Source organism: Sphingomonas sp. (assembly GCF_050725575.1).
GTDB lineage: Bacteria > Pseudomonadota > Alphaproteobacteria > Sphingomonadales > Sphingomonadaceae > Sphingomonas.
Genome location: NZ_JBOHHW010000035.1, coordinates 1 through 25,571 on the forward strand (window position 1 = coordinate 1; position 25,571 = coordinate 25,571).

Below are 25,571 nucleotides of genomic sequence, written 5' to 3' on the forward strand. Positions count from 1 at the left end.
CGGGTCAGACCGGGTCGGACTATCTGCTCGGTATCGCCATGGCGCTGGCCTCGGCATTCTTCTACGCGCTTGCCGCGATCGCCGCGAAGAAGCTGACCGGCGTGCCGCCGATGCTGATCGTGCTGATCCAGGTGTTCGTCGGGATCGTGCTGCTCGCGCCGCTCAGCCATGTCGCGACCCCGCCCGTCGGCGCATCGACCTGGGCGATGCTCGCCTCGCTTGGTGTGATCCACACCGGGCTGGCCTTCATCCTGCTCTACGGTGCGATCCAGAAGCTGCCGACCCACCGGGTCGGTGCGCTGTCGTTCATCTATCCGCTGGTCGCGATCATCGTCGATGTGGCCGCGTTCGGGCACAAGCTGTATTTTCTGCAGGTCGTGGGCGGCGCCGCGATCCTGCTCGCCGCCGCGGCGACGACGCTGGGCTGGTCGCCGATCAGGGCGCGGCGACCGGTATGACCATCAGGTCAAAGCGCGCCGCAAGATGACGAAATGCAGATCGTCGCGCCGGGGGATGCCGAAACGGTCATCGCCATAGGGGAATGGCCTTATGTCGCCGGTCGGCTCATAGCCGCGGCGCGCATACCAGGCGATCAGGCCGTCGCGGACATTGACGACGCTCATGCTGATTTCGGCACCGCCCCGCGCCCGCACCCAGGCTTCCGACGCGGCGAGAAGCCGGCGGCCGGCACCGGCATTCTGGAGCCGCGGATCGACGGTGAGCGAGCCGAGATACCAGTGCCCCTCATCCAGCGGCTCGAGCCAGACACAGCCGCGCAAGCGATCATCGGCCTCGTCGCGCCAGATCAGCAGAGTCGCATGAGGCTTGGTGGCGATCTCATCGCGCAGGAACGGCTCGCTGGTCCGGTCGCCATCGATATAGCCGGCCTCGGTATTCCAGCCCGCCTCGTCGCCGCGATACGCCAGGTTCATCAGCGCGACGATCGCGGGCACATCGCCGTCCTGCGCCGGGATCAGGCGCACCACATCGTCAGCCGCATCATCAAGCATCGCTTCCACCTCCTGGCCGGGTCAGCGGATCGATGCGCGCGTCGCACCCTCTCCACTCGCCCGGACTAGCGCCCGTCAATGCCGATCCGTTTGACGAAGGCAAGAGCAGTCGAGGCGGAACCATCCGCTGGTGACGCTTTAGCCATGCTATCGCCGACACTGAGAAAGAGCGCGCCGGGATTGGTTCGGCAAGCGATGATCTGCCCGATTCCGCGCGATGGTTGAATCGCCGCCGGCGGCATGTCGCGCGGCAGGAGCATGAGCCTCGCCGGCGAGATATGGGACACCGGTCGTGTCATATCTCAGAGCTCTCAACGGGAGATATGGGACACCGGTAGTGTCATATCTCAGCCCTTGCCGAAGCAAGAGAATTACAAGAATTTATCTATATACATTAGATACTTAATTCAGGATATTAACTCCTGATCAGCAGTTGCGCCGCCGCTTATTGCCCGCCCCGGATCTGCCGCCGGGCAAGACCCCGCGATTGCTCGACAAGCCAGGCTTCGGCGCTGGCCGGGCCATCGGACCTGGCGCGCAACCAGTATTCAGGGGCGAGATTTCGGACGCCGGCGCCGACCGCCGACCCGAGGGATCGAGCCCATTCGGCGGCTCTTGCCCGGCCATCGACTTTGCTGCGCCGGTTGATCTCCGGCCCCAGCACCGCGAAGGCCGCGTCCTCGACCTTTTTCAGTGTCGCAGGCGGCACGCCACCGGCCAGCGCACCGCCACTGCTCGCGCCGCCATCCTTGACGTAGCGCGCGGCGACCTGGCGCGCGCTGTCGATATACCATGTGTCGGCACCGGCACCGCCGCTCGCCGCGAGACGGCGGCGATATTCCCCGCTCAGTCCGCCGACTTGCCGGCCCACATCCCCCGCCGCCTTGTTGAGCCATTGGCTGGCGTTGCCGCTGCCATAGGCCTGGACGCGGCGCTGATATTCGCCATCGAGCACCGCCAGCACCGCGGTTTCGGTCTGGCTGGCAATCGCGGAAGAAACAGCATTGGGCCGGGCGGCATTCGACCTGTCGGAACAGCGTCCGACATGCCGATTGGCATCATAGCAGATACCGTTTCCGGCATCGCGCGACCGGGTCTGATCGATAGTGTCCTGGTTGATATTGTACCATGCATTGGACGTCAGCGTTGCCTGAAACATTTGCTGTGCGCATTCGACGCATTGCGCCCTTGCCGCGGGAGCAAGGGTCACGCCGACGATTCCGGCCAGAACCAAAACAGAATGTCGCATCACCGTTCTCCTCCAGGGCGGTTCTCCTCCGGGCGATCTGCAACCACTCTTCATGCAGCGAACAGGATCGCGTCGAAGGAGAATTACAGGAAACAGAACGGCATGAACAAGATGGATTCTGTTCAAAACCTAGCCTTGAAGTGACGCCGGCGGCACGATTCAGCCTTTGCCGGCGCGCGAAAATGCCTCGATTCCGCGCCAACGGCCCGGAGTCTGATTATCCGCTATCGCATGATCATCCAGTTGATATCACGACATCTACTTGAGGCACCCGCAATAAACTGCCATTTTGGTGCAAAAATATTCCGGATTCCCGGCCGGCAACTGGGCATTAACTTTGAACCAAGCTTCAAAGATAGCGAAAGCTATGCTATAGCCTTCCCGCGCTGCAAGCCTTTCCATTCATTCCGGCCGGAGACTCAAGGATCACCGGCGGCAAGGGCGTGCGAGCGCATCAACCAGGAGAGGAACTGGATATGTATAACAAAGCTATTCTCGCTCTTGCCTGTCTCGGCCTGGCGACACCCGCCATGGCCAACCCGATCGCGTCACCGGCGTTGGGTGTGCCAGTCAACGCAACCGGGAGCATGCCGATAAGCTTCGGTGTCTCGTCCCCCATAGTCTGCACTGTTTCATTGGCAGGAACGGTGACGAGCGTGGGAACTGGGTCGCCTGCAACTCCCGGTATCGTAACTTTTACCAGCGGCAGTGTAACAGGGCATAGTTTTTGCCCGACATTGACCTTTCCCGTCACCCTCAGGACAATCAATACAAGTCAGGTCCGGATTGATCGTCTGGAATTCATCAGTCTTGGTGGCCCGTGCCTCAGGACCAACATAACGTTATCCTATAATAATTTTTCGGGAGTGGCGACGCTCCCCACTACGGGAGCAGGTGTTTGTACTTATTCTTTGTCACTCCAGACTCTCGGAGCCCAACTCGTCGTTGGCCCCTGACCGAATTGCCGACGGTGACATGGCGGGGAACGCCATGTCACCGTCAGGCTCACCCATCGACATCCAGCCCGAGCGCGACACGGCCGCTGAAATCGAGCTGTGCCTGTTCCTGCAGCGGATGGAAGCGCGCGCCCTGCACGTCGCGAAAGGCGCGTTCCAGGCCGATAGCCTGGTAGAATGACGCGCCGCCCGCGACCTCCATTGCGCGCTCGACCGTGGCGATCGCGGCCTGGCCGGCCAGCGTGCGCGCGGTCATGGTGCGGCTGGTGGTCTCGACGCCCGGCTGCGCGGTTTCGGCGATCGCGATCATCGCGTCGAGCGCCAGCGTCGCGCTGGTCAGCGCATTGTCCATCGCGCCGACCAGATGCAGGCGGTGGCTCAGCGCGGCGCCGGCCGCGGGCTTTCCCCTGGCCATCGCGATCGCCCGGTCACGCGCGCCGCGCGCCACGCCGACATAAGCCGAATAGATCAGCGGGAAAGCGATCATGCTGATGATGTGGAACAGCGGATGCCAGGGGCCGCGCGGGCGCCGGCCGCTGATCGCGGCGTCGGGCACGAACACATCGCTCAGCTCGATATCGTGCGATCCCGTGCCGCGCATGCCCATCACATGCCAGGTGTCGAGGATGGTCACCCCCGCCGCCTGCATCGGTACCGCGAAATGCAGCACGGTCGGGCCGCTTTCCGGATCGTCAAGCACGGCGCTGGTGACCAGCAGATCGCCCGCCGGGCAGCCGCTGGAAAAGACCTTGCGCCCATTGATGCGATAGCCGCCCTCGACCGGCGTCGCCGTCCCGCCGCTGTCGAGCCAGTCGGACCCGCCGCTCGACACGAGCACGAGATCCTCGCCCGCCACGCGCTTCAGCAGCCCTTCGGTCGGTGCATTGTGGTGCTGGCGGCGCCATGCGGCCGCCGCGACCAGATGGCTGTGCATCGAAAAAGCCAGCGCGGTCGATCCGCACGCCGCGCCGAGCCGCTGGATGACCTGGCAGATCTGCCGGTAATCGGCCCCGCCGCCGCCGAGCTCGACCGGCACCAGCGCCTTGAACAGCCCGGCCTGTTTGAGCGTGTTATAACCGGCGGAGACGAATGTGGCGTCCGCATCGTGCCGCGCCGCATCCCGTGCAATCTCGCCAGCGATACGCTCACCGATCGCCAGCCAGTCCTCCGTGCTGGCCTGGGGCTCCGCTTCAATCGTCGCAATCATCATTCTCACCCTGGTTCATTCAAGTTACTAAAGAGCATCATGAAGGTGACGCGGATGGGGCGCTAGTTCAGCAACTGAATCGACCCGGTACAGAAACTGAACTGGTCGCCCGCCGACGCGAGATATTGTGGGTTTCAGGGAGATCATCATGGCGCATGGCAGCTATGGGCAATTCTGCCCGGTCGCGATGGCGGCCGAGATTCTATGTACCCGCTGGACGATCGTGCTGCTGCGCGAACTGGCGGCGGGATCGACGCGCTTCAACGATCTGCGCCGCGGCTTGCCGCGCATGTCGCCCGCCTTGTTGTCGCAGCGGCTGAAGGAGCTGGAAGCGGCCGGCATTCTCGAGCGCGTGGCATCAGCGCGCGAACCGGGGGTGTTCGAATATCGCCTGACCGAGGCGGGGCGCGAGCTTGGGCCATTGGTCGAGGGGTTCGGCATCTGGGGGCAGCGCTGGGTCGATAGCGACCTGTCGCTGCAGCGGCTCGATGCCCAGTTGCTGATGTGGGACATGCGCCGCCATCTCGACCCGAAACCACTGCCGGCGCGGCGCAATGTCATCCAGTTCCGCTATCCCGAATTGCCGGCGGAGCGGCGGTCGTGGTGGATGCTGGTCGAACCCGGGTCGGATGTCGATCTCTGCTCGCTCGACCCCGGCTTCGACGTCGACCTCTATGTGTCGTCCGACCTGCGCACCATGACCGCGATCTGGATGGGGCTGGACAGCGTCACCGGCGCGATCGGCGACCAGCGCCTGATGCTGACCGGCGACGACCGCATTGCCGCCGATATGCAGCGCTGGCTCGGGCTCAGCCCGTTCGCGAAAGAGCGCAAGCTGGTCGGATAGGCGGGTTGGCTCAGGAGTGCCGAGATATAGCGGCATCAAGAGCTTCAGCGCCCCATTTATTGCCTTTGAACAAGCTGAAAGGCATAGTGCCGGCATGACGAAGAAGGATAGCCACGACGCCTATATAGCCGCCGCGCCGGCGCAGTTTCGCGCCATGCTGGCTCAACTGCGTGCACAGCTATCGCGGGCGCTGCCCGATGCCGAAGAAGTCATCAAGTACGACATGCCCGGATTTCAGATCGAAGACACGATCATCGCCGGTTATGCCGCCTTTAGTAAGCAATGCGGCCTCTATGTTGATCCAGGTGCAATTTCTGCCCATGCCGACGAGATCGCTTCTTTGAAACTCAAGGCGACCAAGACCGGCGTTACATTCTCGGTGAGCAAACCCATCACTGATGAACTGGTTGAGAAACTGGCAAAGAGTTCGCGCAGCAAAAAGGGATTTTAGAGCTGTCCTGGCAATCCAACTCCGCTGGAAGCCGCGCGGAGCCTGCACTCCCTGAGCCTGCACTTCTTGTCCAATGGGCCTCGCTATCTCTGGGTTTGCGGTCCGGGCTGACCCATGGCGTCAGCGCGCGGTTATCGCCGGGGCGCGCAATCCATGCGCTCTTTCCCGGTGGCGCGTTAGCCGCGGCAATGTTGTGTGCCGGGCTGTGTGCCGGATGCCAACCGGTACGCGATCCGCCGCCAGCGATGTTTTTTGGCGGCCTGCCGGTCAGCGGTAAATTGATCGATGCGCAGCGCGCCGGTTTCACCAGCTGTTTCAATACCGACGCGATCCGAATGCGCTGTCGCCGGCGCGCGGTCATGATCGCGAAGAGCGGGCCCTATGAAGCCGCCGTCGATCTGGTGGGCGGCGACGGCAGGGGCGGTTTCGATCAGGTGACACTCTGGCACGACCGGGACAATTACGCGGTGTACCAGATAACAGACGCGCTGGAGCGGGCCGGCTGGAGCTACTGTCAAACCGGCGAGGGTCGCCGGGGGGACCAGATTATCTATACACGCAAGGGATCACCGGTCCGGATATCGATGGATTTGAGCTATTGGGGTAAGCGCCGGCTGAGGATCATCCCGGAATGGAACCAGCAAGAGCCGCGCTGCACGCCGACCCCGGACCCTGCCCCATCGAGCCCCAGGCGACCCGCCTGAGCTGCCGCTCACCGGGCGAACAAAAAGCGTGGTCTGAAGACCGCGGAACGGTGATAACTGGTGGAGAGCGGCTGGTCCGCTTTCGAGTTTGCAGATCGAGTTAGCGGCCGCGAGGCTGGGCCCTCTGATACGGCCAGCCCTCCGCCAGTCCGTGCGTCTACAAACGGGAGGAAGTCCCTCGATCCGACAACCAAGGCATCACCTATGCGCTAATCCGGATCGTCGCTACACCCGTACCGGCGAGCAGCGGAATTTGAGGAGCGTGCGATGCGTCATTGGACTTTGTCGGCGGCGATCGGAGTTGCCATCTTGAGCTCTACCTCAAGCTCCGCGAGCCCGGTGCAAGGTGTGGTTTCAGGCATCTATGTTCTGGACGAGGCGCGTAGTGACAACGCCTTTCAAGCGATCGACCGCGCTAGCGCCGACCTTTCCAACGCCAAGCGCCCTCTCGCTCGCATGAGGCTCCGCAAGTCCATTGCGGTAGATAGAATTAGAATCTCCATCGCAGGAGATCGAGTCGGGATCGCCTATGATGCCAAAACACCTATCGTCGTTTGGATAGGCGAAGAGCCGATCAAGTGGAAGCTCATTGAAGCGCTTGTTTTCGATGTGTCGGCAAAAGCTGATGGTGAAGCCATCTCTCTAGCATTCCATGGCGACGACAGCGATCGGACCACAACCTATCGTAGTGTCGGCCAGGATTTGGTGGAAAATACCACCATCATCAGTCCACTATTCTCTACGCCGATTGTCTATAAGCGGTTCTACAATCGAACGAACTGACAGGATCTACGAGCAACCCTTCTGGTGAGAAGCCGTTGAACGGTCTTCGTCCCGTAGATGCGGATGCCGGTCAAGATGGTCTCTCCAGCGTCTGCTTTCCGGCGCGGTACGACCGCGCACGAACGGCAGCAACTGGGCGAATTGCGACATTGCCTATTCGGCTTCGGCGATCGTCTGGAAGTCTGGGCGCCAGTTCCACGGCATGAGCGCGTCCCAGCGCGGCCATGGCCGCCCTTGAATTCTCCGCCGTCCGCCATAAATCAGTTGGGCGGTACCGGGCCCCTCTGGCGAGGGCTTACCAAAGCCCTCGTGATGTCGGACCGCATCGAGCTTGCTCGGTGCAGGAACGGCCTGGTTACCCCGCCACTCCTCCCTCCCGCAGCGACGCAGGCCCGATCGATCAACGTCGATTGGAGGTTTTATGACTGTCATCGTTACGCGGCTCATCGCAGCCCACCGCGCACTCAATCAGGAGATTGCGCGCGAAGTCGCGCGCCGGATGCCCGACGGGTTCCGGCTCGCCACGCTCAAGAAGCGGCGGCTCGCGATCAAGGATAATCTGCACCGGCAGCTCGCCGCCGCCCGCCGCGCCACGCGCGGCCGCTCGCCCGCGGCGATCTGACCCCTCATTCAGCTCAAGGATTATATCATGGACACCCGTTTCCCCGCCTTTGGCGCCGGCGCCCGTCAGGGCGCGGCCTTTGACCAAGGCCTGCGCCGCTACATGCTCGGCATTTATCGCAACATGGCGCTCGGCCTGGCGCTCACCGGACTGGTCGCGCTGGCGATTGCCGCGACGCCGGCGCTCAGCGCGCTGATCTTCGGCACGCCACTCAAATGGGTGGCGATGCTCGCGCCGCTCGCTTTTGTCATGTTCCTGTCGTTCCGCATCGAGCGGATGAGCCTGGCCGGTGCGCGCGCCGCCTTCTTCGCCTTTGCCGGCGTGATGGGCGTGTCGATGGCGAGCATCTTCCTGGTGTTCACCGAGACCAGCATCGCCCAGGCGTTCTTTACCGCCGCCGCGGTGTTCGCCGGCATGAGCCTGTGGGGCCATACGACCAAGCAGGACCTGACGCGCTATTCGACCTTCCTGTTCGTCGGCCTGATCGGCGTGGTCGGCGCGAGCCTGTTCAACCTGTTCATCGGGTCGGGCACGCTGCAGCTGGTGATCTCGGTCGCCGGCGTGCTGGTCTTTACCGGCCTGACCGCGTGGGACACGCAGCGGCTGAAGAGCGAGTATGCGGCCCATGCCGGCACCGAACGCGCCGACAAGCTCGCAGTGATGGGCGCGCTGTCGCTCTATCTCAACCTGATCAACCTGTTCCAGCTGCTGCTTGGCCTGCTCGGCCAGCGTGAGGAGTGAGCGCATGAACAGCACGCGCAACATCCTGCCCTGCCCGGTCTGCCGCAGCGAGCTCATGCCGAGCGAGCGCCAGGGGATCGAAATCGACAGCTGCCCGACCTGCCGCGGTGTGTGGCTCGATCGCGGCGAGCTGGACAAGATCGTCGAACGCTCGGCCGAATACCGGCCGCGCGACGAGCGCGACGCGTTCGGCCGGACACGGCCCTATGAGCGCGACGGTGATGATGACGATCGTCACCGGGACGACCATTACCGACGGGACGGCGGCAAGCGTCGTTCGTTCCTGTCCGAGCTGTTCGACTGAAGTCGGTCGATCGAGCCGGGGTCACCGCCTATGGTGGCCCCGGAACGATCTTTTCGAAGGGCCTGAGAATGACGAGATCCCGCGCCATGAATCCCGCCCTTCTCATTATATTTACTGCGTTTTCCATTGGCACGGCACGAGCCGAGGCGGTCGTGGCGCGACCTTTCAACGTGACGGAGAACAGCGCATTCGCTCCGGTCGAACTGACCCTCGACAGGCTCATCGCGCGCAAGGCCAGGACGAATGCCAATCATCTCTGCGTGATCGGCGACACGCTTGATGATGGAAGCCAGAGGGCATGGGTGCATTGGCGCGACGGCAAGGCGATCATTCTCTGGGAGCCGACACGCTCTGGCATTCAGGACCTGACAGCGGCGAAACGCTATCTGCGGCTGGACAAGGATGTCGTCGCGCCAGATGATCCAAGGCTGGCGGCGGGCAGTTCCTATCTGATCACGAGGCAATGGGCGAATAGCCTTATTGCCGAATGCGCGGCCAGGGGACGCGAATTCTCCATCGATAAACGGCAGGCGATCAAGCGGGTCAGCAACTCGCGGAAGTAACGCCAGCTGCCGGTAAGCACGCCAAAAAAACGATTGCGATACAAGATCAGTCGCCCTAGCTTGAAACCGATTGCATAATGCAATCAGAATCGCGCGCCGGAACCGACCGGATATGCCGCGTGAAGGCAGGAGGTGGTATGGCCAGGCTCGTGTTCGGCATGAACCAGTCGCTGGACGGCTATGTCGACCATATGGCGTTCGGGCCAAGCCCCACGCTTTTCCGCCACTTTATCGCGGAGGCCGAGGGGCAGGCGGGCAGCATCTATGGCCGCCAGATGTATGAGATCATGCGCTACTGGGACGACGACCATCCTGAATGGGATACAGCGCGACATGCCTTCGCAGCGGCGTGGCGAAACCAGCCGAAATGGGTCGTCTCGCGTTCATTGGCGTCGGTTGGCCCCAACGCCACGCTGATCGGCGATGACCTTGAAGCGGCGATCCGCGCGCTAAAGGCCGCGCGCGACGGGGAAATCGAAGTGGCCGGCCCGGACCTGGCGCACAGCCTCACCGAACTTGGCCTGATCGACGAATATCGCATCTATCTGCACCCGGTCGTGCTGGGTCACGGCACGCCCTATTTCGCCGGACCCCGGCCGCCGCTCCGCCTGATGACTCATGACCGGATCGGCGAGGACGTGATCCGCCTGAGCTATGTTCCGGCTTGATCTCACCCCGACGACAGCCCCGAAAGCGGATCCTTTCCCGACACGTCCGATCGGAGTGTCTCAGTTTGAATTTAGCCGCTGACATCATACCCTGATGTGCTGTCCTCATTCCTACCCGATGGCGGCCCGCCGCCCCTGAATAGCTGGACAACGCACCAGAGTATCAGAGCGCCAACCGGAATAATCCACCAAAGGCTGCTCATGCTACCGCCTCCCGCTTCTTGTAAGGCCCCGCGCCTTCGGGGCTGGTGCTATCTCGTCCATCCTAGCGGCAACATCCTCTAGCGACCACAGCCGATTCCGCCGGCTGGACTGACAAGCTGCGCCGCTTTATCGCATCGGTGGGGCGGAACGCCAGAACGGCGTGTCGATGACGTGTCATGGGGGTGCATTGGCGGATGAGCGGGTTTGAATTCATCTTCTCGCTGTTCGGGCTATTGCTGGGACTGGCGCTTGCCGAGGGGCTGGGTGGCCTGTCCCGATCGATCAAGGCGAGCCACAAGGTCCGCATCGGCTATGCGACGGCGCTGCTCGGCATCTTCGTCTCATGCGACGTGGTCACCTTCTGGATGTATGGCTGGTCGCTCCGTGACCTGCTCCCGCTCAACTGGCCTGTTATGTTCGGAGGCTTCGTCGTCACCGGCATTTATTATGTGTCGACGTCGCTGATCTTTCCGGACGATCCCGAGGAGTGGGGCAATCTCGACGGCCATTTCGACAAGCACAGCCGCAAGGTGCTGATCGGCATATTGCTGTGCAATGCGGCCCTGCTGACGACTGCGGTGGCGCTTGGCGGCCTGCCCGTCGTCAATCTGCGGTCAGCCGTGGTGACCTTGTCCTTCTTCCCCGTCATCCTGATCGCGATCGTCGTCAACAAACGGCGCGTCGTCATGGCGTGCCTGATCTGGCTGATCCTGCTCTACCCGCTCTCGGTGCTTTGGTAAGCAACGCGGCAGCTGCCGCCACCGCTGGATCCTCCGATCATCGCTTGGGGTCAGGGGCAAACGGGTCTTTGGGTATCCGGTCCGACCGCCCCTTCTCCCGCGCACCAGCCACGGGCTTCGCCTTGTACATGTCGACACAGCGGCGCAGCTCGGCAACCGCCGCGCCACTCCCATCCAGGCTTAGCTGCTCGACCGGCACGTCGCCGCGATAGATGTGGAGGGCCCGGGATGCGGCGAAATAGGAGGGGAATTTTTCCTCGAAATTCGTGACGAAGCCCTTTTTTCCTTCGGACGCCATGCCGACGACCAGCTGCTTGGAATAGCCGCCACTGGAGAGCCGAAAGTTCAGGTTCAGCCGGTCCATTTCCTTGATCGACCAATTGTCATTCAGGACCGAGAGACGATTGCTGCCATCGATATCGAGGCCGAGGAAGAGGGTCGTCCCCCCGGCTCCTTCATACGTCCTGGTCAGGAAGCAGCCGCTTTTATCCTTGCTTGCCGCCACCGTCCAACCAGCGACATCGCGCAGGGCATAGTCCTGGGCGGCGGCAGAAGCATTCGTGAACAGTCCCGTGACGAGAGCGGCCGGAATGACTGTCGATCGGACGGTCGTCCGAAACCAAGCATGGACCAGTTCACGCATTCGGCACTCAATCTCCAAGGCCCAGATCTCCCAGACGATGTCATCCGACAATGGCCATTGGCCATGAACGCAAGGTGACGGCGGACGCTCCGCAGCCGATTGGACAATGACCGCATCAGGGCGAGTCAGCAACAGATCCGAACGACGAAAGGGAGCGCATCGCTGTCCGGCGGCAACCGCCGCTCTGGCGGAGCTGGCTTCTGCCCTCCTTCCCTCTATTGGGGCAATGGCGAACCAGGTTTGGAGAGAATGATGAGCAATCCATCAAAGGCATGGGATGGCGAACTGGTTCGCAAATGGCTGGCGCGCCGGTTCGAGGCGTCAAAGCTGGATCAGGCGGCAGCGGACAGGCGCGGATATGAGGCGCAGGACGAGTATGACAAGGCGGCGGCCGAGGAATGGGTCTGCCGTGCATTGACAGCCTCGGATTGCACAAACGAGCAGGCGATGTTCGCCAAGCGCCTCAAGGACCTGATCGGCCAGGACGACTATCGGGCGACCGGCATCCATGACGATGTGCGGTTCGAGCGACATGTTCGCGGCCAGCTCAGGAAACTGGCCAGGATGACCAAAACAAATGAGGGGTTCGAGAAGACGCTGCGCTATCAGTGAGCGCGGTGCGCTATGTCCCGAACACGCGCTTGTCCAGATGCGTGATGCGGCAGGCCAGATCGGCCTCGCCGCTGGCCACGACATAATGGTCGCCGGCATCGGCGATCCCGGTCGTGAACACGACATTGTCGAGATACATCAGCTCTTTGAGCGGATCGGTCAGCGCGGCGCGCGGCTCGATCAGCGGGTCGTGGCTGGTGTGCAGCACCACGCCCGGATCGTCACGGTCGAGCAGCGACCAATAGGTGCGGTAGATGCCGACCACGCCAAGCGGCTCGACCCCGTGCCACAAGGTCAGCCAGCCCTTGTCGGTCAGGATCGGCGGTGCGCCGCCGCCCATCCGCGCGGTCGCCATGGTCGCGGCGTGCGGGCGGATGCCGGGCTTGTCATAGGGTTTCCAGTGCAGCGCATCGGGTGAGCTGGCGAGGTTGATCGATGGACCCGCGCGCCAATCGCTGCCCGGCGGATAGGCGAAATAGAGATCGCCGAGCGGCCGGGTCTGCGCCCAGTATTTGCCGCCGACCAGCCCTTCGAACACCAGCATGTCCTTGTTCTGGTGATCGAGCACGATCCCCTCAAGCTGCCAGTCGAGCGCATTGTCGGAGGTATAGAGCGTGGTCGAATGGCGTTCCGGGCTGACCGAGCAGGTGGTCATCAGCCAGCGATCGCCGACCTTGCTGATCCGCGCATCCTCCACGCCATAGCATTGATAGGGCGCGCGCGGTTCGACCGCACGGTCGTAATGCACCGCCTCGACCCGCCGGCCATCCGCCGAGAGTTCGACCGGGAGCAGCCAGGAGAGCGACGTCAGCGCCATCACCTTCCACCCGCCGCCGCGCATCATGAATTTGCGCGGATCGGAGGTATCGACAAAATCGAGCGGCCATTCATCCAGCCGGTAAGCGCCATCGTCCCAGCGGATCGCATGGATATGCCCGTCGCGGATCGGCGTGCGCAGCGCCTCCGCCACGCGCACCATCAGCAGCAGATTGCCACCCGGCAGCCGCGTCAGGCCCGGGTTGAACGCGCCGAGGACATAGGTTTCGGCATCGACCTTGCCCGCAAGCGGCGAGCGCGACAGGTCGACATCGCGCGGATCGAACAGCAATGCGTCGAATAACGGTGCCGGCACGCTCATTCACCCTCGCTCCGCCGCGGCACCACGGTCATTTGCTGCACCACGGTGCGGCGCGGCTGAGTCAGGGCGAAATGCACCGCGACCGCGATATCCTCGGAACGGAGCATGGTTTCGTCCTTCACTTTCTGCTTCTGCTCTTCGGCGTCGATATCGGGATAGTGGAAATCGGCCTGGGTCTTGCCGGGCTCGATCAGCGCGACGCGCACATCCTTGTCGCCCAGTTCACGGCGCAGCGCCTCGGCAAAGCCGGCAATGCCCGCCTTCATCCCGGCATAAATGGTCGATCCCGGCCCAAGCACATGCGCCGACATCGACCCGGTCAGCACGATATCGCCCGCCCCGGCGAAGCGGTCGATCGCGGCATGCGCGCTGAGCAGATAGGCGGTGAAGTCAGTCGCGATCTGGTAGCGGAGATCCTGCACGCTCGTCTCGGACAGAGCATTGGCGGGAACGGCGGCGTTGATCACCGCGACGTCGAGCCCGCCAAGCCAGCTCACCGCATCGGCGAAATAGCGCGTGACATTGTCCGGCTCGGCCAGGTCGATCGCCGTGCCCGATCCCTCACCCACTTCGTTGATCCGCTTCAGCGCATCCTCGAGATGCTCCGGCGTACGGCCACAGATATGCACCCGCGCGCCCTCCGAGGCGAGCAGCACGGCGATCGCCCGGCCGATCCCGGTGGTGCCGCCGGTAATGATGACGCGCTTGCCGTTCAGCGAGGTGACGGCGGTATGGGCGTCTTTAAGGTCGGTCATGCAAATCTCCCGAGGGGTGTCGGGAGGACAAGCGTTCAGACTCGCGCCGGTTCCATCGTCACTTTGTCGAGTAAACGCCCGATCGCGGCGCGAACCGGTGCCTCATCGAGCGTCGGCGCATGGCCGATCCCCGGCACAGTGACCAGTTCCGAGCCGTCAAGCGTCGCCGTCATGCGAGCGGCGGTCTTGGCCGCAAACACGTCGGATCGTTCGCCGCGCACGATCAGTGCCGGCACGCCCTGCAGCTGATCCAGCGCGCGCCACATGTCCGGCCCGGCCTCATTGCCGGGCACGCGGAATGGCTCGGCGATCTTCATGTCGTAATCGAGCACGATCCGCCCGGCGCTGTTAAGGCGGTAGAGCCGCTTCGCCATCGCCAGCCAGTCCTCGATGTCATAATCGGGATAGACACCGTCATTGCCCTCGGCGACCGCGCGCGCGGCGTGCATCCAGGTTGGCCAGGCCTGCGACTTGCCGACATAGGAACGGATCCGCGACAGGCCGACCGGGTCGATCTCCGGCCCGACATCATTGAGCAGCACGCCGGCGATCTTCTCCCGCGCGGTGCCCGCCAGCAACATCGTCACGATCCCGCCAAGCGAGGTGCCGAACGCGACATAGCGGTCGACGCCGAGTTCGCCGAGCAAGGCCTCGATATCCTGCACATAGGTCAGCGGCACATAGCTCATCGGATCCTTGGCATAACCGCTCTCGCCGCGCCCGCGCAGGTCGATGGTGATGACGCGCCACTCGCCCGCCAGCCGCTCAGCCAGCACGCTGTAATCGCGCGCGTTGCGCGTCAGGCCGGGCAGGCACAGGATCGGCGGGCGGTCGTCGCGGCCTGGCCCCTCAAGCGCAGGGTAATCGCGATAATGCAGCCGGATGCCGTCATTCGACCACCAATATCGATTTTCATAAGCGGCCATGGTTGCGTCCTGCGGTTCGAAACCACCATATCGCTGCATGGCAGCATCCCCGCAAGCATATCGACCCGAACGCGCGATTCTCGAGCTGGGGGAGGCGTTCTACGATCCCGTGGCGGCGGCGGACTTTCCCGAAACCCGGCTGCGCTTCCGCAATGACCGTGCGGCCGCCGAGGTCGGGCTCGAGACGTTGAGTGAGGCGGAGTGGCTGGCGCATTTCGGCCGTTTCCAGCCCTTGCCCGGCAGCCTCGATCAGCCGCTGGCACTGCGCTATCACGGCCATCAGTTCCGCGTGTACAATCCCGATATCGGCGATGGCCGCGGCTTCCTGTTCGCGCAGCTGCGCGACAATCGCGGCCGGCTGATGGATCTCGGCACCAAGGGCAGCGGCCAGACGCCGTGGAGCCGTTTCGGCGACGGGCGCCTGACGCTCAAGGGCGGCGTGCGCGAGATCCTCGCCACCGAAATGCTCGAAGCGCTTGGCGTTCAGACCTCGCGCACCTTCTCGCTGATCGAGACCGGCGAAGCGCTGGAGCGCGGCGACGAGCCCTCCCCGACCCGCTCGGCCGTGATGGTGCGGCTCAGCCATGGCCATATCCGCATCGGCACGTTCCAGCGGCTCGCTTACGTCCGTGACGCCGACGCCATGCAGCGGCTGATCGCTTATGTGCTGCGGCACTATTTCAATGAGGAAGCGGGCGACGACGGGGCGGTGCGGCTGCTCGACCATGTCGTGCGCGGCACCGCGAAACTCGCGGCAAGCTATATGGCCGCCGGCTTCGTGCACGGCGTGCTCAACAGCGACAATATCAACGTGACCGCGGAAAGCTTCGATTACGGCCCGTGGCGGTTCGCGCCGAACTGGGACCCGGGCTTTACCGCGGCCTATTTCGACCATGCCGGGCTCTACGCCTTTGGCCGCCAGCCCGAGGCGATCCATTGGGATGCGATGCAACTTGCCGTGGCATTGCGCGCGGTGAGCGAGGCGGAACCGCTGATCGCAGCGCTCGACACGTTCGGGGAGCGCTATCAGCCGGCAGTGTCCGATGCAGTGCTGTGGCGGCTCGGCCTGCGGCCGCGCGATACGGAAAGCGACCGCGCCGTGGTCCAGGCGGTCGAGCGCGGCTTGCGCGGCGAGGGCGCGTCGATCGACCATTTCTTCTTCGACAGTTTCGGCGGGCAGGTGCCGGAGAGTTATAGCGCCGCGTTCGACGAGGCGCGCGCGGTGCTGGCGGCGTATCAACCGCGTGCCGATCGTTCGCATGGCTATTGGCAGGGTGATGCGCCCTGTTCGATGTTGATCGATGAGGTGGAGGCGATCTGGACGGCGATCGATCAGCGCGATGACTGGGCGCCGCTGGAAGCGAAGGTCAGAGCGATCCGCGAAATGGGTGACGCGCTCCGCTGACCCTTCCTGGCACGCGGAGGTTGAACGCCACTAGTGGATTCCCCTGAGAAACTAAGGCAAAGCTTTCCACGATGGCGGGCACTGAAATCATCTCAACCGAACCGGCGACCGGCGCGATATTGTGGCGGCGCGAGATCGGCGATGTCGATGCCGAAGTCGCGCTCGCCCGCGCCAGCTGGGCCGCCTGGGCAGCACAGCCGCTCGCCTTCCGGATCGAGGCGCTGCGCCGCTTCGGCAATGTCGTGCGTGCCCGCGCCGACGCCTTTACCGACCTGATCGCGCGTGAGACCGGCAAGCCGCTCTGGGAAGCGCGCACCGAAGTCGAATCCGTCATCGCCAAGGTCGATATCTCGGTCGGCGCCTATGCCGAACGCACCGCGCAGCGCCGCATCGACGCGCCGATGGGCAGCCGCATGGCGGTGCGGCACAAGCCGCACGGCGTGCTCGCGGTGCTCGGCCCGTATAATTTCCCTGCGCATCTGCCCAATGGCCATATCGTGCCCGCTCTGCTCGCGGGGAATGCGGTGATCTTCAAGCCGTCGGAAAAGACCCCGGCGTCGGGCGTGTTCCTGGTCGAATGCTTCCACGCCGCCGGCGTGCCGGAGGGCTGTATCCGCGTGCTGATCGGCGGCCCGACCGAGGGCAAGGCGCTGGCCGAGCATCCCGATATCGACGGGCTGCTCTTCACTGGCTCGGCGCGCACCGGCCTGTTGCTCAACCGCTCGTTCGCCAACCGGCCGGAAAAGATCCTGGCGCTGGAAATGGGCGGCAACAACCCGATCATCGTGTGGGAATCGCCCGATCTCCACTCGACCGCGGCGCTGATCGTCCAGTCCGCCTTCACCACCGCGGGCCAGCGCTGCACCGCCGCGCGCCGCCTGATCGTCGACGACCGCGTCTATGACCAGGTGATCGAGCAGGTGAACAAGCTGACCGGCAAGCTGATCGTCGGTGAACCGCATGCCACCCCTGCCCCGTTCATGGGTTGCGTCATCGACAATGAATCCGCCGACCAGCTGACCGAGAGCTTTCTCGAGCTGATGATGCGCGGCGGCCGGCCGATCCGTCACCCCGAACGGCTGGTCGAGGGTCGCCCGTTCCTCACCCCCGGCCTGATCGACACGACCGAGTTGAAGGACCGCCCCGATATCGAGCTGTTCGGCCCGATCCTGCAAGTGATCCGCGCCAAGACTTTCGACGAGGCGATCGCCGAGGCCAACAACACGCGCTACGGCCTGTCGGCGTCGCTGATCAGCCAGAACCCCGCGCTCTACGACCGGTTCTGGGCCAATGCCCGCGCCGGGATCGTCAACTGGAACAAGCCGACCAACGGCGCCAGTTCAAGCGCGCCGTTCGGCGGCATCGGCTGGTCGGGCAATCATCGCCCCAGCGCCTATTATGCCGCGGATTATTGCGCCTATCCGGTGGTGTCGAACGAAGCGGATCAGGCACGCGCGAGCATCGGGGTCGGTTTGCGCGACGGATAGGGCGTGCAGCGAGCGGCAACGCCGTTTTGCCGAGCCCGATTGGCCATGTTTCTTGAAAAGCAGCGCTATCGAGACGGTTGATCCAGAAAATCAGGGAGCCGCCCCCTGATGCGACGCTCCTGCTCGCTCTCCCGGTGCGGCTGCGGCCTGATACGCAGCGTCACATCGCGCACGCACCCGGAATAATTCCCGACATATTTTCCGATGGTATCGATGGAAATCCTTGCACGAGGGCTCGTTTCGCCATTGGGCCAAATGGCGGCAAAACCCTCGAACATATAGATGACGCCGCTTTCTCCCCTTTGACCTACAAACTTGAACGACAGACCTTCCGCGATGGCCCCGTTGCTTTGAGTTTCACAAATAGTTGGATGGTCAATGTCTTCAACAGTGATGTGTTCAGCCGCGCCTGGAGTGGACGGAGGACTGAAGAACCCCACCATTTTTGCAGCAAATACAAGAGGGTGACAGGTAGCGGACTCGACCTTGATTTGAGCCGCGAGCTGATTGGACGCTTCCGGCAATTCCCCCGCTGGCGATGTGCCTGCCGCTGCCGTCAAGCCTTTACGGCCAAACATACAAATGACCTCCGCCTCAATTTGAGAGTTTCTTAGCCAGAGCTCGTTGAAGAACTGTAAAGTCCCACGCCAAATATCCCGTCAGCTATGCAACGGAAGGCAATTTCACTCAAACCAATGTCGCTCCGGGCCCGATAACCGCGTCACCTCTTGAGTCTTCGTCAACGGCCGCACCGCTTCCCACCTCCGTCTCACCGGTCTGCGCCCGCCACCGCGCCTTGATCGTCTCGCTCGTCTCGCGCGATCCGTCATGGCTCCAGCCTGGCGGCGCGACCATATAGCCCAGCTTGTTCGTCCACCCCGGCGTGCGCCACACATCCTTGGCGATGCCGATCCATTCATGGAATGCGGCCCAAAGCAGGTTGAAGCTACCGAGATTCCTGACAATGCCATAACGCGGCCGGTCCGCGTCCAGCTCGGGCTCGAACGTGCCGAACATCTTGTCCCAGACGATGAACACGCCGGCATAATTCTTGTCGAGATAGCGCGGATTGGTCGCATGATGGACGCGGTGGTGCGATGGCGTGTTCATCACGGCCTCAACCCAGCGCGGCAAGCGCCCGATCGTCTCGGTGTGAATCCAGAACTGGTAGATTGTGTTGAGCGCGCCGACGAACACCAGCATCGGAATCGGGAAACCGAGCAGGAACAGCGGCAGAAAGAAGATGAAGCCGAGGCTGATGAAATTGGTCCAGGTCTGCCGCAGCGCGGTCGACAGATTATAATGCTGGCTCGAATGATGGATGACATGGCTCGCCCACATCCAGCGGATCCGGTGCGACGCCCGGTGTGCGACATAGAAGCACAAATCATAGAGGATGAAGGCGAGCAGCCAGGCCCACCAGGTGTAAGGGATCTGGAACGGCGCATAGCGCTGCAGCGCGAGCCCCATCACCACCACCGCACCGCCGGTGATCACGCCGGCAACGGTGCTGCCCAGCCCGAGCAGCAGCGAGGTCAGCGTGTCCTTCACATGATAACGCGAGCGATCGCGAAAGCGCGCCAGGACCATGTCGAGCATGACCATCAACACGAACACCGGGATGGCATAGCTGATCGGGTTAGGCAGATTGGGCATCGCGTCTCCCTCCTGTTTGGCCGGTGCTGACCAGTTCCGTCGCCCAGGCCGTCGCCTCATCGCCAAGATCGAGCGTGACCGTGCCGAACATGGCTTCGCCCAGTGATACGGTCAGCGATTGCCGGTCGAGCGAGGCGTGGAAAGGCGGATCGATGAAGCGCGAGACGAAATGATTGCCATGCGCGCGGATCACCATGTGCCGGTTCGCGGCATTACGCAGCAGCGCGGCGCGCCCGTCACGATCGACCGCGACCGCCGTCGCGCGAAACCCGCACCAGGCCTCATCCGCGAGCCGGCGGGCATGATCGGCATCGGCAATGCGCGGCGCGGCGCCCAGGCCAAGCAGGCGCGCGACCAGCGTCATCGCCAGAACGGCGGCCAACGACCCCGCGAACACCAGCCAGTTCATCCCACCCTCTCAACGCCGCCTCAACTCGGCAATTGGTTTGTCAGGATGCTCCCGACTCTGCGGCCGGTTCCACCCTTGGTTCAGCATTCTGCCAGCCGATGATTTCGATAGCAACCGCTACCATCTCCCGGCGCAATGCACGGATGAGCGTCCACATCTGGCGGATGGAGCGAGCAACGGAGCCCGATCGCCGGACAAATCGCGGTTCGCCGCGCCGGCTGGCCGGTTCGTCGTGATGCTACCGGAGTGGAGCTAACATACGTTGTCCATGGCTCAGCCGAACCATAGCCTCACCCCATCTAACCAGGAGAGAGACAATGCAGACGGTCGACTCGAAAATCTTGCAGAATCAACTGGAAGCACTGGACAAGGCAATCACCCATGGGCCGGTGAAGGAAAGCAATACAGTGGCGCGCAAGACTCCCTATGCGCCTTATGACGTGGTCTTCACCACCGGACGCGGCACCGAGGGCTGACCCCCGCGATGCTGGCCGATCGCCCGTGCTGACGGCCGAGATCCATTTTTCCGACCTGCGCGCTCCCGTCGAGATCATCGACGGGAGCGTTGTTTTAGGTGGCTCGCGCGTCATTCCCTTCGCGCACCGACTGCTGCGCGCGCTGGTGATCGAAACCGACGCAACGCTGGCCATCATCTGCCTGGAACGGTTCCGCAGTGACCCGCACGGCATCGAGCATGTCCGCCCCGACAGCGAGCCGGAGGGCGCCGGCAGGCTCAACGCGGTCCGCTCGCACCTGCTCGACTGGGCAATCCTGACCATCGACCGGGCCGGCGGCACGATATCCTATGAGGCGTCGCAAGTGCACACGGCGCCCGTCTATCTGCGCAGCGATGCCGACTGTGTGGCGATCGACTGGGACTGCACCCGGCTGCTGCGCGGCACCGAGGCGACGATCGACTGGCCTGCCGCCATGGCACAGCTCGCCGGCATGGTATCCTATACGTCGCGGACCATGGTCGCGGGCCTGTACCGCTCGGTTGCCGGCGCGACACTGACGGCACGCGGCGACACGATCGAAACCCATTTGCCGCCACCGGCTGCCATGCCGGGGGCGCAAAGCCTGTTCGAACAGGCCTCCGCCGAGGACCTGTTGTTCGACACGGTGAAGGCGCTGATCGCCGCACGCGACATCGATCCGCGGCGGACCGCGATCGAGCTCAGCGGCGGCATGGATTCCGCGCTGGTGGCGCTTGCCGCCGCCGACCTGCTCGGGCCCGGCGTGCTCAGCTATGGCGCGCAGTTCGACGGCGCGATGGGCGACGCGCAACGCGGGCGGCGCGAATTGCTGTGCCGGCATGGCGGGTTCGAGGATGTCGTGCTGCCGGCGAACCGCTTCCCGCCCTTCGGACCGCATAGCGCACGCCGCGACCGCTTCGGCGTCTGGCCGCAGGACGAAAGCTATCCGGAGATTTTCGAGGCTTTTTTCGACCTGCTCGCCCGCGCCGGTATCGACACGCTGACCAGCGGCTTTGGCGGCGACGAGCTCTACGCGGTCTATAGCGGCGAGGAGCCCGCCGGCGATGGCGAGGACAGGCTGGACGCCCATCCCTTTCTCACCGCGCGCGGCCGGGATCTTGCCCGGCAAGGGGATGCGCCGGGCCCGCAAGGCCTATTGGCCGATACCAGCTGGCTCTCCGCCGCCGGCCGCTCGCAACGCCTGCTGCGTCAGGGGATCTGGCCGGTCCATCCTTATATCAACCCGATCCTGGCGCGCTTCATCGCCAGCCTCCCCTGGGAGTATCGCCGCGACCGCATGCTGCTGCGCCGGACCTTGACCGCGCGGCTCGGCGATCCGGTGTTCGAGCGGGATTATGTGAAGGAGAGTTTTCGCGAAGTCGCGGTGCGGGGGATTGCGGAGAACCGCGATTATCTGCGGGCGATGCTGTCGCGGTCGCCGGTGCTGGATCCGGCGTTTATCGACCGCGACCGGGTGCTGGCGGCGCTTGGCGGGGATATCCAAGCGCTGCCTTCCGAGGAGTTTGGGTTGCTGTTTCTGGTGCTGACGGCGTGTTGTTTTTTTGATGAATGAGTAGTTCCGATGGTCTTACCATCAACCGATTGAGGCCCATTTGGAGATTGAGTAAACTGTCATCGCAATACCTAATTGATCTCAGACCGACTGATTGGCTGCACACACTACCCAATCTTCTTAGCAGCGGTAACCACGATATCTTCGTCCGTTCCCAATTTTCGGCACCACATTACATTAAAATCATTTATTCTTATAATTCTTAATTAAATAATATAATCCGTAAATAATGAATCCCATTATAGAGAAAACACCAAATATAGATACATCATTTGATAAAGTATCCCGGTTAAATGTCAGAAAAAATGACAACCCCATTATAAAAATAATTATCAAAATTAGCCACAATACGGGCAATTTCTCTATCATAACTAACTCCAATAATCATCTATTTGTATTTTGGACATGTCCCATCACTCTCAGCCCTCATTTCTTTAAGACGCGCATTGATGCCGTCAATGTAACCCTGAGCTTTCGCCTCAAAGTAGGAACCGGCCCGTCCACCTACGAAACTTATACCGCCGATAATCCAAGGCAAAGGGTTAGATTTGCCTAATAGCTGCGTACGAAAGCCTGCGCTGAAGTTTAGAGCACTGCCCGCAGTACCGACCTGACGCACAACCTTGCCGTCAAACCTGTCGGAGTCATACATGCCCTTGTAGAAGTCCAAAGCAACCGGATTATTCCAAGTCTTGTCCATACTGACCCGCAGAGGAACAACCAACCTTGCAGCATTGGCGGCATCCCGAAATTCCTTGCAAGTCTCGGTCTCTTGATTTTGCGATCGCAAATATGGATTCGGCTGCGATAGCCGATACTTTGTGACCTCGGCTCGGTCTATCATATCCTGTGATGGTCCATAGCCGCCAAAAGCGCAGCTCCACCCCATCGGACATCGCAGTGCTGTGACACAGTTTACCAACGTACCGTCAGGTTCCGATGCGCATCAATTCGAACAAATAAAGAACATTTGAAATCCAACAATGCAAGTAAGGGTTTTCTGCAATCGCCTCCGCGCACGCAAAGCCTTGGCAATGCGCGTTATTATCTGTTCCACTGCCAAAGGTCCGCGCCCGCGCGATTCGGTAGCCCCGCTCGGAGTAGATGCCTCCTGCCCTCAGTTCACAAGCTGAAAATCCAGCTAAGCATGTAAATTGCCGCCATATTGGATGCATCGCCAAGGGCCCGCGATTCAACCGACCGGCTCGGTCGTGCCAATGCGGTGCCGGACGCGATGCCGCATCGCACCCGCCCGCTCTTTCTCATGGTCGCACGTTATCAGGGGCATTCCTCACCCCTGTTCCTATCGTCGTGACCCCTGTTATTCGCGCATCGCGACCCCTGTTCCACCGCTGTTATGATAACAGCGGTGGGAACCGCTAACATACGGAAAAACAGCGCGTATTTCGGATCGAGAATCCAACTTAACAGGGGTGAGTTTTTTATCGCAGAAAAACAGGGGAAAACAGGGGGCGCCCAATCACCCGAACAGCGCCACCCGTCGCCTCCGGATAATGACATATCGACCTCACCGGGCATCCTGTCCCGAAACCGCGCTCCAAAGACTTGGGCGACGCGCCGTCTTCGCTTATGAACCCGCCAATGCGCCCGATCCCCCGTCTCCTCCTCGCTCTTACCGCCCTCACCCTGACCGGCCCGACCATCGCCAGGCCTGCCAAAAAACCCCCCGGCCCAGGTGCCGGCATCGTGCGCGTGCGCATGGTCACCGCCGACGGGCCGATCATCCTCGCGCTCGACACGCGCCGCGCGCCGGTGACCAGTGCAAACTTCCTGTCCTATGTCGATGACGGGCGCTTCGACGGCGCGGTGATCTATCGCTCGGCGCGCAGCCGCAATGCGCAGCAATATGGCTTTATCCAGGGCGGCATCCGCACCGATGCGCGCCGCATCCTGCCGCCGTTCAAGCATGAGCGCACCGACCAAACCGGCCTGCACCATGTCGACGGCACCATCTCGATGGCGCGGCGTACCGAACCCAATTCGGCCGGCGGCAATTTCTTCATCACGGTCGGCGCGCTGCCGAGCTTCGACGCCAAGGGCGATTTCCCCGGCTATGCCGCGTTCGGCCATGTCGTCGGCGGGATGGACACGGTGAAGCGCATTCTCGCCCAGCCGACCGGGGGCAGCATGCGCGGCCAGATGCTGCTCAAGCCGATCAAGGTGATCAATGCGCGGCGGCTCGACGGTCCGGCCAGGCCAACGGGGTTGGTCAAGCCCTGGCTGGTCGACCGCAAGAAATAGGCGCGCGATACAGGCCGGTGGCGCAAAAGTTTCCCTACCCCGGCCCAAAGCAAGCGTCGGTTGCCTCCCGCGCCGCATGCGACCATCTGACAACGATGGCTAGTCTCCTCGATCCTTCCGCGCGCGGGCGCGTCATCCTTGTCGGTGCCGGTCCGGGCGACCCGGGTCTGCTCACTGTGCGTGCGGTCGAGGCGCTGAAATCCGCCGACATCGTCGTGCATGACGGCCTGATCGATCCGCGCGTCCTCGACATTGCCCCGGCCCAGGTGCAGCGCATTTCGGTCGCCAAGCAGCGCGCGCGCCACACCTTGCCGCAGGAAGCGATCAATGCGCTGATCGTCGCGCATGTGAAGACCGGCGCGATCGTCGTGCGGCTGAAGGGGGGCGACCCGTTCATTTTCGGCCGCGGCGGCGAGGAGGTCGAGGCAGTACGTGCCGCAGGCCTGCCGGTCGAGGTCATCCCCGGCGTCTCGGCAGCACTTGGCTGCGCGGCGGAAGCGATGCTCCCGCTTACCCACCGCGATCATTCGAGCGCGGTCAGCTTCGTCGCCGGCCAGTGCAAAGGCCTGACCGAGCAGGACTGGTCGGGTCTTGCCGGCAAGGGCCGCACTCTGGTGATCTATATGGGCGTCGCGACCGCCGCCGACATCGCCGACAAGCTGATGCGTGACGGCGTCGCGCCGGAGATGCCGGTCGCAGTGCTCGAACGCGGCACCCTGAAAGGCAGCCGCGCGATCCGCACCCTGCTCGCCGATCTCGGTTCGATGGTCGAGCGCGAGAAGGTCGCAAGTCCGGCGATCATCGTCGTCGGCGAGGTCGTCGAACTGTCCGACGCGGAAGATAAACTGGGCCGCTGGGCGCGCGTCGCCGAAGGAAGCTTTGCATGAAACTGCTGACCGGAAACGATTTGCCGACCGGCGATGTGATCTGGTGGACCGGTGAGAGCTGGTCGCGCCATGTCGAGGATGCCGCCGACGTCACCGATCAGGGCGAGAGCATCGCCCGTGCCGAGGAAGGCGCGCGCCGCGTCAACGCCGCTTATGTGATCGATGCGACCGCTACGCCTGAGGGGCCGCGCCCCGCGCATATCAAGGACCGCGTCCGCGCGCTCGGCCCGACGGTACGGCCCGATCTGACACTGAAGCCCGCCGATCCGGCGGCGGGAAACTGGGTAATCTGA

At 62.9% G+C, this 25,571-nt stretch carries 31 protein-coding genes; 19 read left to right on the plus strand and 12 right to left on the minus strand.

Annotation, left to right across the window (positions count from 1 at the left end):
• Nucleotides 1-458, plus strand: a 458-nt coding sequence (locus ACRECS_RS19465; protein ID WP_431584603.1) for an EamA family transporter, incomplete at its 5' end; no start/stop codon positions are given.
• Between the two features lie 3 nt (nucleotides 459-461).
• Here the strand turns inward: ACRECS_RS19465 and ACRECS_RS19470 are convergent.
• The 4 genes from ACRECS_RS19470 to ACRECS_RS19485 form a co-directional block, all read right to left on the minus strand.
• Nucleotides 462-1,010, minus strand: coding sequence for a GNAT family N-acetyltransferase (locus ACRECS_RS19470; protein WP_431584604.1), 549 nt, complete (start codon nucleotides 1,008-1,010; stop codon nucleotides 462-464).
• A 65-nt stretch (nucleotides 1,011-1,075) separates the two neighbouring features.
• Nucleotides 1,076-1,270, minus strand: coding sequence for a hypothetical protein (locus ACRECS_RS19475; RefSeq protein WP_431584605.1), 195 nt, complete (start codon nucleotides 1,268-1,270; stop codon nucleotides 1,076-1,078).
• A gap of 185 nt (nucleotides 1,271-1,455) precedes the next feature.
• On the minus strand, nucleotides 1,456-2,259 hold the full coding sequence (locus tag ACRECS_RS19480) for a hypothetical protein (protein ID WP_431584606.1): 804 nt from the start codon (nucleotides 2,257-2,259) through the stop codon (nucleotides 1,456-1,458).
• 1,005 nt (nucleotides 2,260-3,264) lie between these two features.
• Nucleotides 3,265-4,422, minus strand: coding sequence for an acyl-CoA dehydrogenase family protein (locus tag ACRECS_RS19485; RefSeq protein ID WP_431584607.1), 1,158 nt, complete (start codon nucleotides 4,420-4,422; stop codon nucleotides 3,265-3,267).
• Nucleotides 4,423-4,570: 148 nt separating this feature from the next.
• Between ACRECS_RS19485 and ACRECS_RS19490 the strand changes: the two genes are divergently transcribed.
• The 10 genes from ACRECS_RS19490 (at nucleotide 4,571) to ACRECS_RS19535 (ending at nucleotide 11,049) form a co-directional block, all read left to right on the plus strand.
• Nucleotides 4,571-5,269: a winged helix-turn-helix transcriptional regulator gene (locus ACRECS_RS19490; RefSeq protein WP_431584608.1), complete on the plus strand. Its 699-nt coding sequence runs from the start codon at nucleotides 4,571-4,573 to the stop codon at nucleotides 5,267-5,269.
• 94 nt (nucleotides 5,270-5,363) lie between these two features.
• A complete protein-coding gene (locus tag ACRECS_RS19495) occupies nucleotides 5,364-5,720 on the plus strand; it encodes an iron chaperone (RefSeq protein ID WP_431584609.1) in 357 nt (118 codons plus the stop codon).
• Between the two features lie 245 nt (nucleotides 5,721-5,965).
• Nucleotides 5,966-6,424: a hypothetical protein gene (locus tag ACRECS_RS19500; protein ID WP_431584610.1), complete on the plus strand. Its 459-nt coding sequence runs from the start codon at nucleotides 5,966-5,968 to the stop codon at nucleotides 6,422-6,424.
• 267 nt (nucleotides 6,425-6,691) lie between these two features.
• Nucleotides 6,692-7,207, plus strand: coding sequence for a hypothetical protein (locus tag ACRECS_RS19505; protein WP_431584611.1), 516 nt, complete (start codon nucleotides 6,692-6,694; stop codon nucleotides 7,205-7,207).
• Between the two features lie 421 nt (nucleotides 7,208-7,628).
• Nucleotides 7,629-7,829 (plus strand): YdcH family protein, encoded by a 201-nt coding sequence (locus tag ACRECS_RS19510; protein ID WP_431584612.1) that lies wholly within the window; start codon nucleotides 7,629-7,631, stop codon nucleotides 7,827-7,829.
• Between the two features lie 27 nt (nucleotides 7,830-7,856).
• On the plus strand, nucleotides 7,857-8,570 hold the full coding sequence (locus ACRECS_RS19515) for a Bax inhibitor-1/YccA family protein (protein ID WP_431584613.1): 714 nt from the start codon (nucleotides 7,857-7,859) through the stop codon (nucleotides 8,568-8,570).
• A gap of 4 nt (nucleotides 8,571-8,574) precedes the next feature.
• The gene (locus ACRECS_RS19520; RefSeq protein ID WP_431584614.1) at nucleotides 8,575-8,874 is read left to right on the plus strand and encodes a zf-TFIIB domain-containing protein; all 300 of its coding nucleotides are present in this window, start codon (nucleotides 8,575-8,577) and stop codon (nucleotides 8,872-8,874) included.
• Between the two features lie 86 nt (nucleotides 8,875-8,960).
• Nucleotides 8,961-9,437, plus strand: coding sequence for a hypothetical protein (locus ACRECS_RS19525; protein ID WP_431584615.1), 477 nt, complete (start codon nucleotides 8,961-8,963; stop codon nucleotides 9,435-9,437).
• A gap of 137 nt (nucleotides 9,438-9,574) precedes the next feature.
• Entirely contained in the window at nucleotides 9,575-10,105 is a 531-nt protein-coding gene (locus ACRECS_RS19530) for a dihydrofolate reductase family protein (RefSeq protein ID WP_431584616.1), read from the plus strand.
• Between the two features lie 398 nt (nucleotides 10,106-10,503).
• Entirely contained in the window at nucleotides 10,504-11,049 is a 546-nt protein-coding gene (locus tag ACRECS_RS19535; RefSeq protein WP_431584617.1) for a hypothetical protein, read from the plus strand.
• 37 nt (nucleotides 11,050-11,086) lie between these two features.
• Here the strand turns inward: ACRECS_RS19535 and ACRECS_RS19540 are convergent, their stop codons facing one another.
• Nucleotides 11,087-11,692, minus strand: coding sequence for a hypothetical protein (locus tag ACRECS_RS19540; RefSeq protein WP_431584618.1), 606 nt, complete (start codon nucleotides 11,690-11,692; stop codon nucleotides 11,087-11,089).
• 252 nt (nucleotides 11,693-11,944) lie between these two features.
• Here ACRECS_RS19540 and ACRECS_RS19545 point away from each other — a divergent pair, with 252 nt between their 5' ends.
• Nucleotides 11,945-12,304, plus strand: a complete 360-nt coding sequence (locus ACRECS_RS19545; RefSeq protein WP_431584619.1) for a hypothetical protein — start codon at nucleotides 11,945-11,947, stop codon at nucleotides 12,302-12,304.
• A 10-nt stretch (nucleotides 12,305-12,314) separates the two neighbouring features.
• On the opposite strand, the gene ACRECS_RS19550 is transcribed toward ACRECS_RS19545, so the two are convergent.
• From ACRECS_RS19550 to ACRECS_RS19560, 3 genes are read right to left on the minus strand one after another with little or no spacing between them, the layout of a single operon-like run.
• Nucleotides 12,315-13,442, minus strand: coding sequence for a glycosidase (locus ACRECS_RS19550; protein ID WP_431584620.1), 1,128 nt, complete (start codon nucleotides 13,440-13,442; stop codon nucleotides 12,315-12,317).
• Complete coding sequence (locus tag ACRECS_RS19555; protein WP_431584621.1) at nucleotides 13,439-14,197, minus strand: SDR family oxidoreductase; 759 nt, start codon at nucleotides 14,195-14,197, stop codon at nucleotides 13,439-13,441. Before ACRECS_RS19555 ends, ACRECS_RS19550 begins: the two co-directional genes overlap by 4 nt.
• A 35-nt stretch (nucleotides 14,198-14,232) precedes the next feature.
• Nucleotides 14,233-15,123: an alpha/beta fold hydrolase gene (locus ACRECS_RS19560; protein WP_431584662.1), complete on the minus strand. Its 891-nt coding sequence runs from the start codon at nucleotides 15,121-15,123 to the stop codon at nucleotides 14,233-14,235.
• 37 nt (nucleotides 15,124-15,160) lie between these two features.
• Between ACRECS_RS19560 and ACRECS_RS19565 the strand changes: the two genes are divergently transcribed.
• On the plus strand, nucleotides 15,161-16,528 hold the full coding sequence (locus ACRECS_RS19565) for a protein adenylyltransferase SelO (RefSeq protein WP_431584622.1): 1,368 nt from the start codon (nucleotides 15,161-15,163) through the stop codon (nucleotides 16,526-16,528).
• A gap of 71 nt (nucleotides 16,529-16,599) precedes the next feature.
• A complete protein-coding gene (gene astD / locus ACRECS_RS19570) occupies nucleotides 16,600-18,015 on the plus strand; it encodes a succinylglutamate-semialdehyde dehydrogenase (protein WP_431584623.1) in 1,416 nt (471 codons plus the stop codon).
• A gap of 65 nt (nucleotides 18,016-18,080) precedes the next feature.
• Here the strand turns inward: astD and ACRECS_RS19575 are convergent, their stop codons facing one another.
• From ACRECS_RS19575 to ACRECS_RS19585, 3 genes are all read right to left on the minus strand, one after another.
• Nucleotides 18,081-18,593, minus strand: coding sequence for a hypothetical protein (locus tag ACRECS_RS19575; RefSeq protein ID WP_431584624.1), 513 nt, complete (start codon nucleotides 18,591-18,593; stop codon nucleotides 18,081-18,083).
• A gap of 109 nt (nucleotides 18,594-18,702) precedes the next feature.
• Nucleotides 18,703-19,671 carry a sterol desaturase family protein gene (locus tag ACRECS_RS19580; RefSeq protein WP_431584625.1) on the minus strand — a complete coding sequence of 323 codons (969 nt, stop codon included), beginning with the start codon at nucleotides 19,669-19,671 and terminating at the stop codon, nucleotides 18,703-18,705.
• Entirely contained in the window at nucleotides 19,655-20,080 is a 426-nt protein-coding gene (locus ACRECS_RS19585) for a hypothetical protein (RefSeq protein ID WP_431584626.1), read from the minus strand. The genes ACRECS_RS19580 and ACRECS_RS19585 overlap by 17 nt, the downstream gene beginning before the upstream one ends.
• Nucleotides 20,081-20,397: 317 nt before the next feature.
• On the opposite strand from ACRECS_RS19585, the gene ACRECS_RS19590 reads away from it, so the two are divergent.
• Nucleotides 20,398-20,556 carry a hypothetical protein gene (locus tag ACRECS_RS19590; protein WP_431584627.1) on the plus strand — a complete coding sequence of 53 codons (159 nt, stop codon included), beginning with the start codon at nucleotides 20,398-20,400 and terminating at the stop codon, nucleotides 20,554-20,556.
• 25 nt (nucleotides 20,557-20,581) lie between these two features.
• Nucleotides 20,582-22,129 (plus strand): hypothetical protein, encoded by a 1,548-nt coding sequence (locus tag ACRECS_RS19595; protein ID WP_431584628.1) that lies wholly within the window; start codon nucleotides 20,582-20,584, stop codon nucleotides 22,127-22,129.
• A 388-nt stretch (nucleotides 22,130-22,517) separates the two neighbouring features.
• On the opposite strand, the gene ACRECS_RS19600 is transcribed toward ACRECS_RS19595, so the two are convergent.
• Nucleotides 22,518-22,829 carry a hypothetical protein gene (locus ACRECS_RS19600; RefSeq protein ID WP_431584629.1) on the minus strand — a complete coding sequence of 104 codons (312 nt, stop codon included), beginning with the start codon at nucleotides 22,827-22,829 and terminating at the stop codon, nucleotides 22,518-22,520.
• A gap of 902 nt (nucleotides 22,830-23,731) precedes the next feature.
• Here ACRECS_RS19600 and ACRECS_RS19605 point away from each other — a divergent pair.
• From ACRECS_RS19605 to ACRECS_RS19615, 3 genes are all read left to right on the plus strand, one after another.
• Complete coding sequence (locus ACRECS_RS19605) at nucleotides 23,732-24,391, plus strand: peptidylprolyl isomerase (RefSeq protein ID WP_431584630.1); 660 nt, start codon at nucleotides 23,732-23,734, stop codon at nucleotides 24,389-24,391.
• 95 nt (nucleotides 24,392-24,486) lie between these two features.
• Nucleotides 24,487-25,278 carry a uroporphyrinogen-III C-methyltransferase gene (gene cobA / locus ACRECS_RS19610; RefSeq protein WP_431584631.1) on the plus strand — a complete coding sequence of 264 codons (792 nt, stop codon included), beginning with the start codon at nucleotides 24,487-24,489 and terminating at the stop codon, nucleotides 25,276-25,278.
• The gene (locus ACRECS_RS19615; protein WP_431584632.1) at nucleotides 25,275-25,571 is read left to right on the plus strand and encodes a DUF2849 domain-containing protein; all 297 of its coding nucleotides are present in this window, start codon (nucleotides 25,275-25,277) and stop codon (nucleotides 25,569-25,571) included. Before cobA ends, ACRECS_RS19615 begins: the two co-directional genes overlap by 4 nt.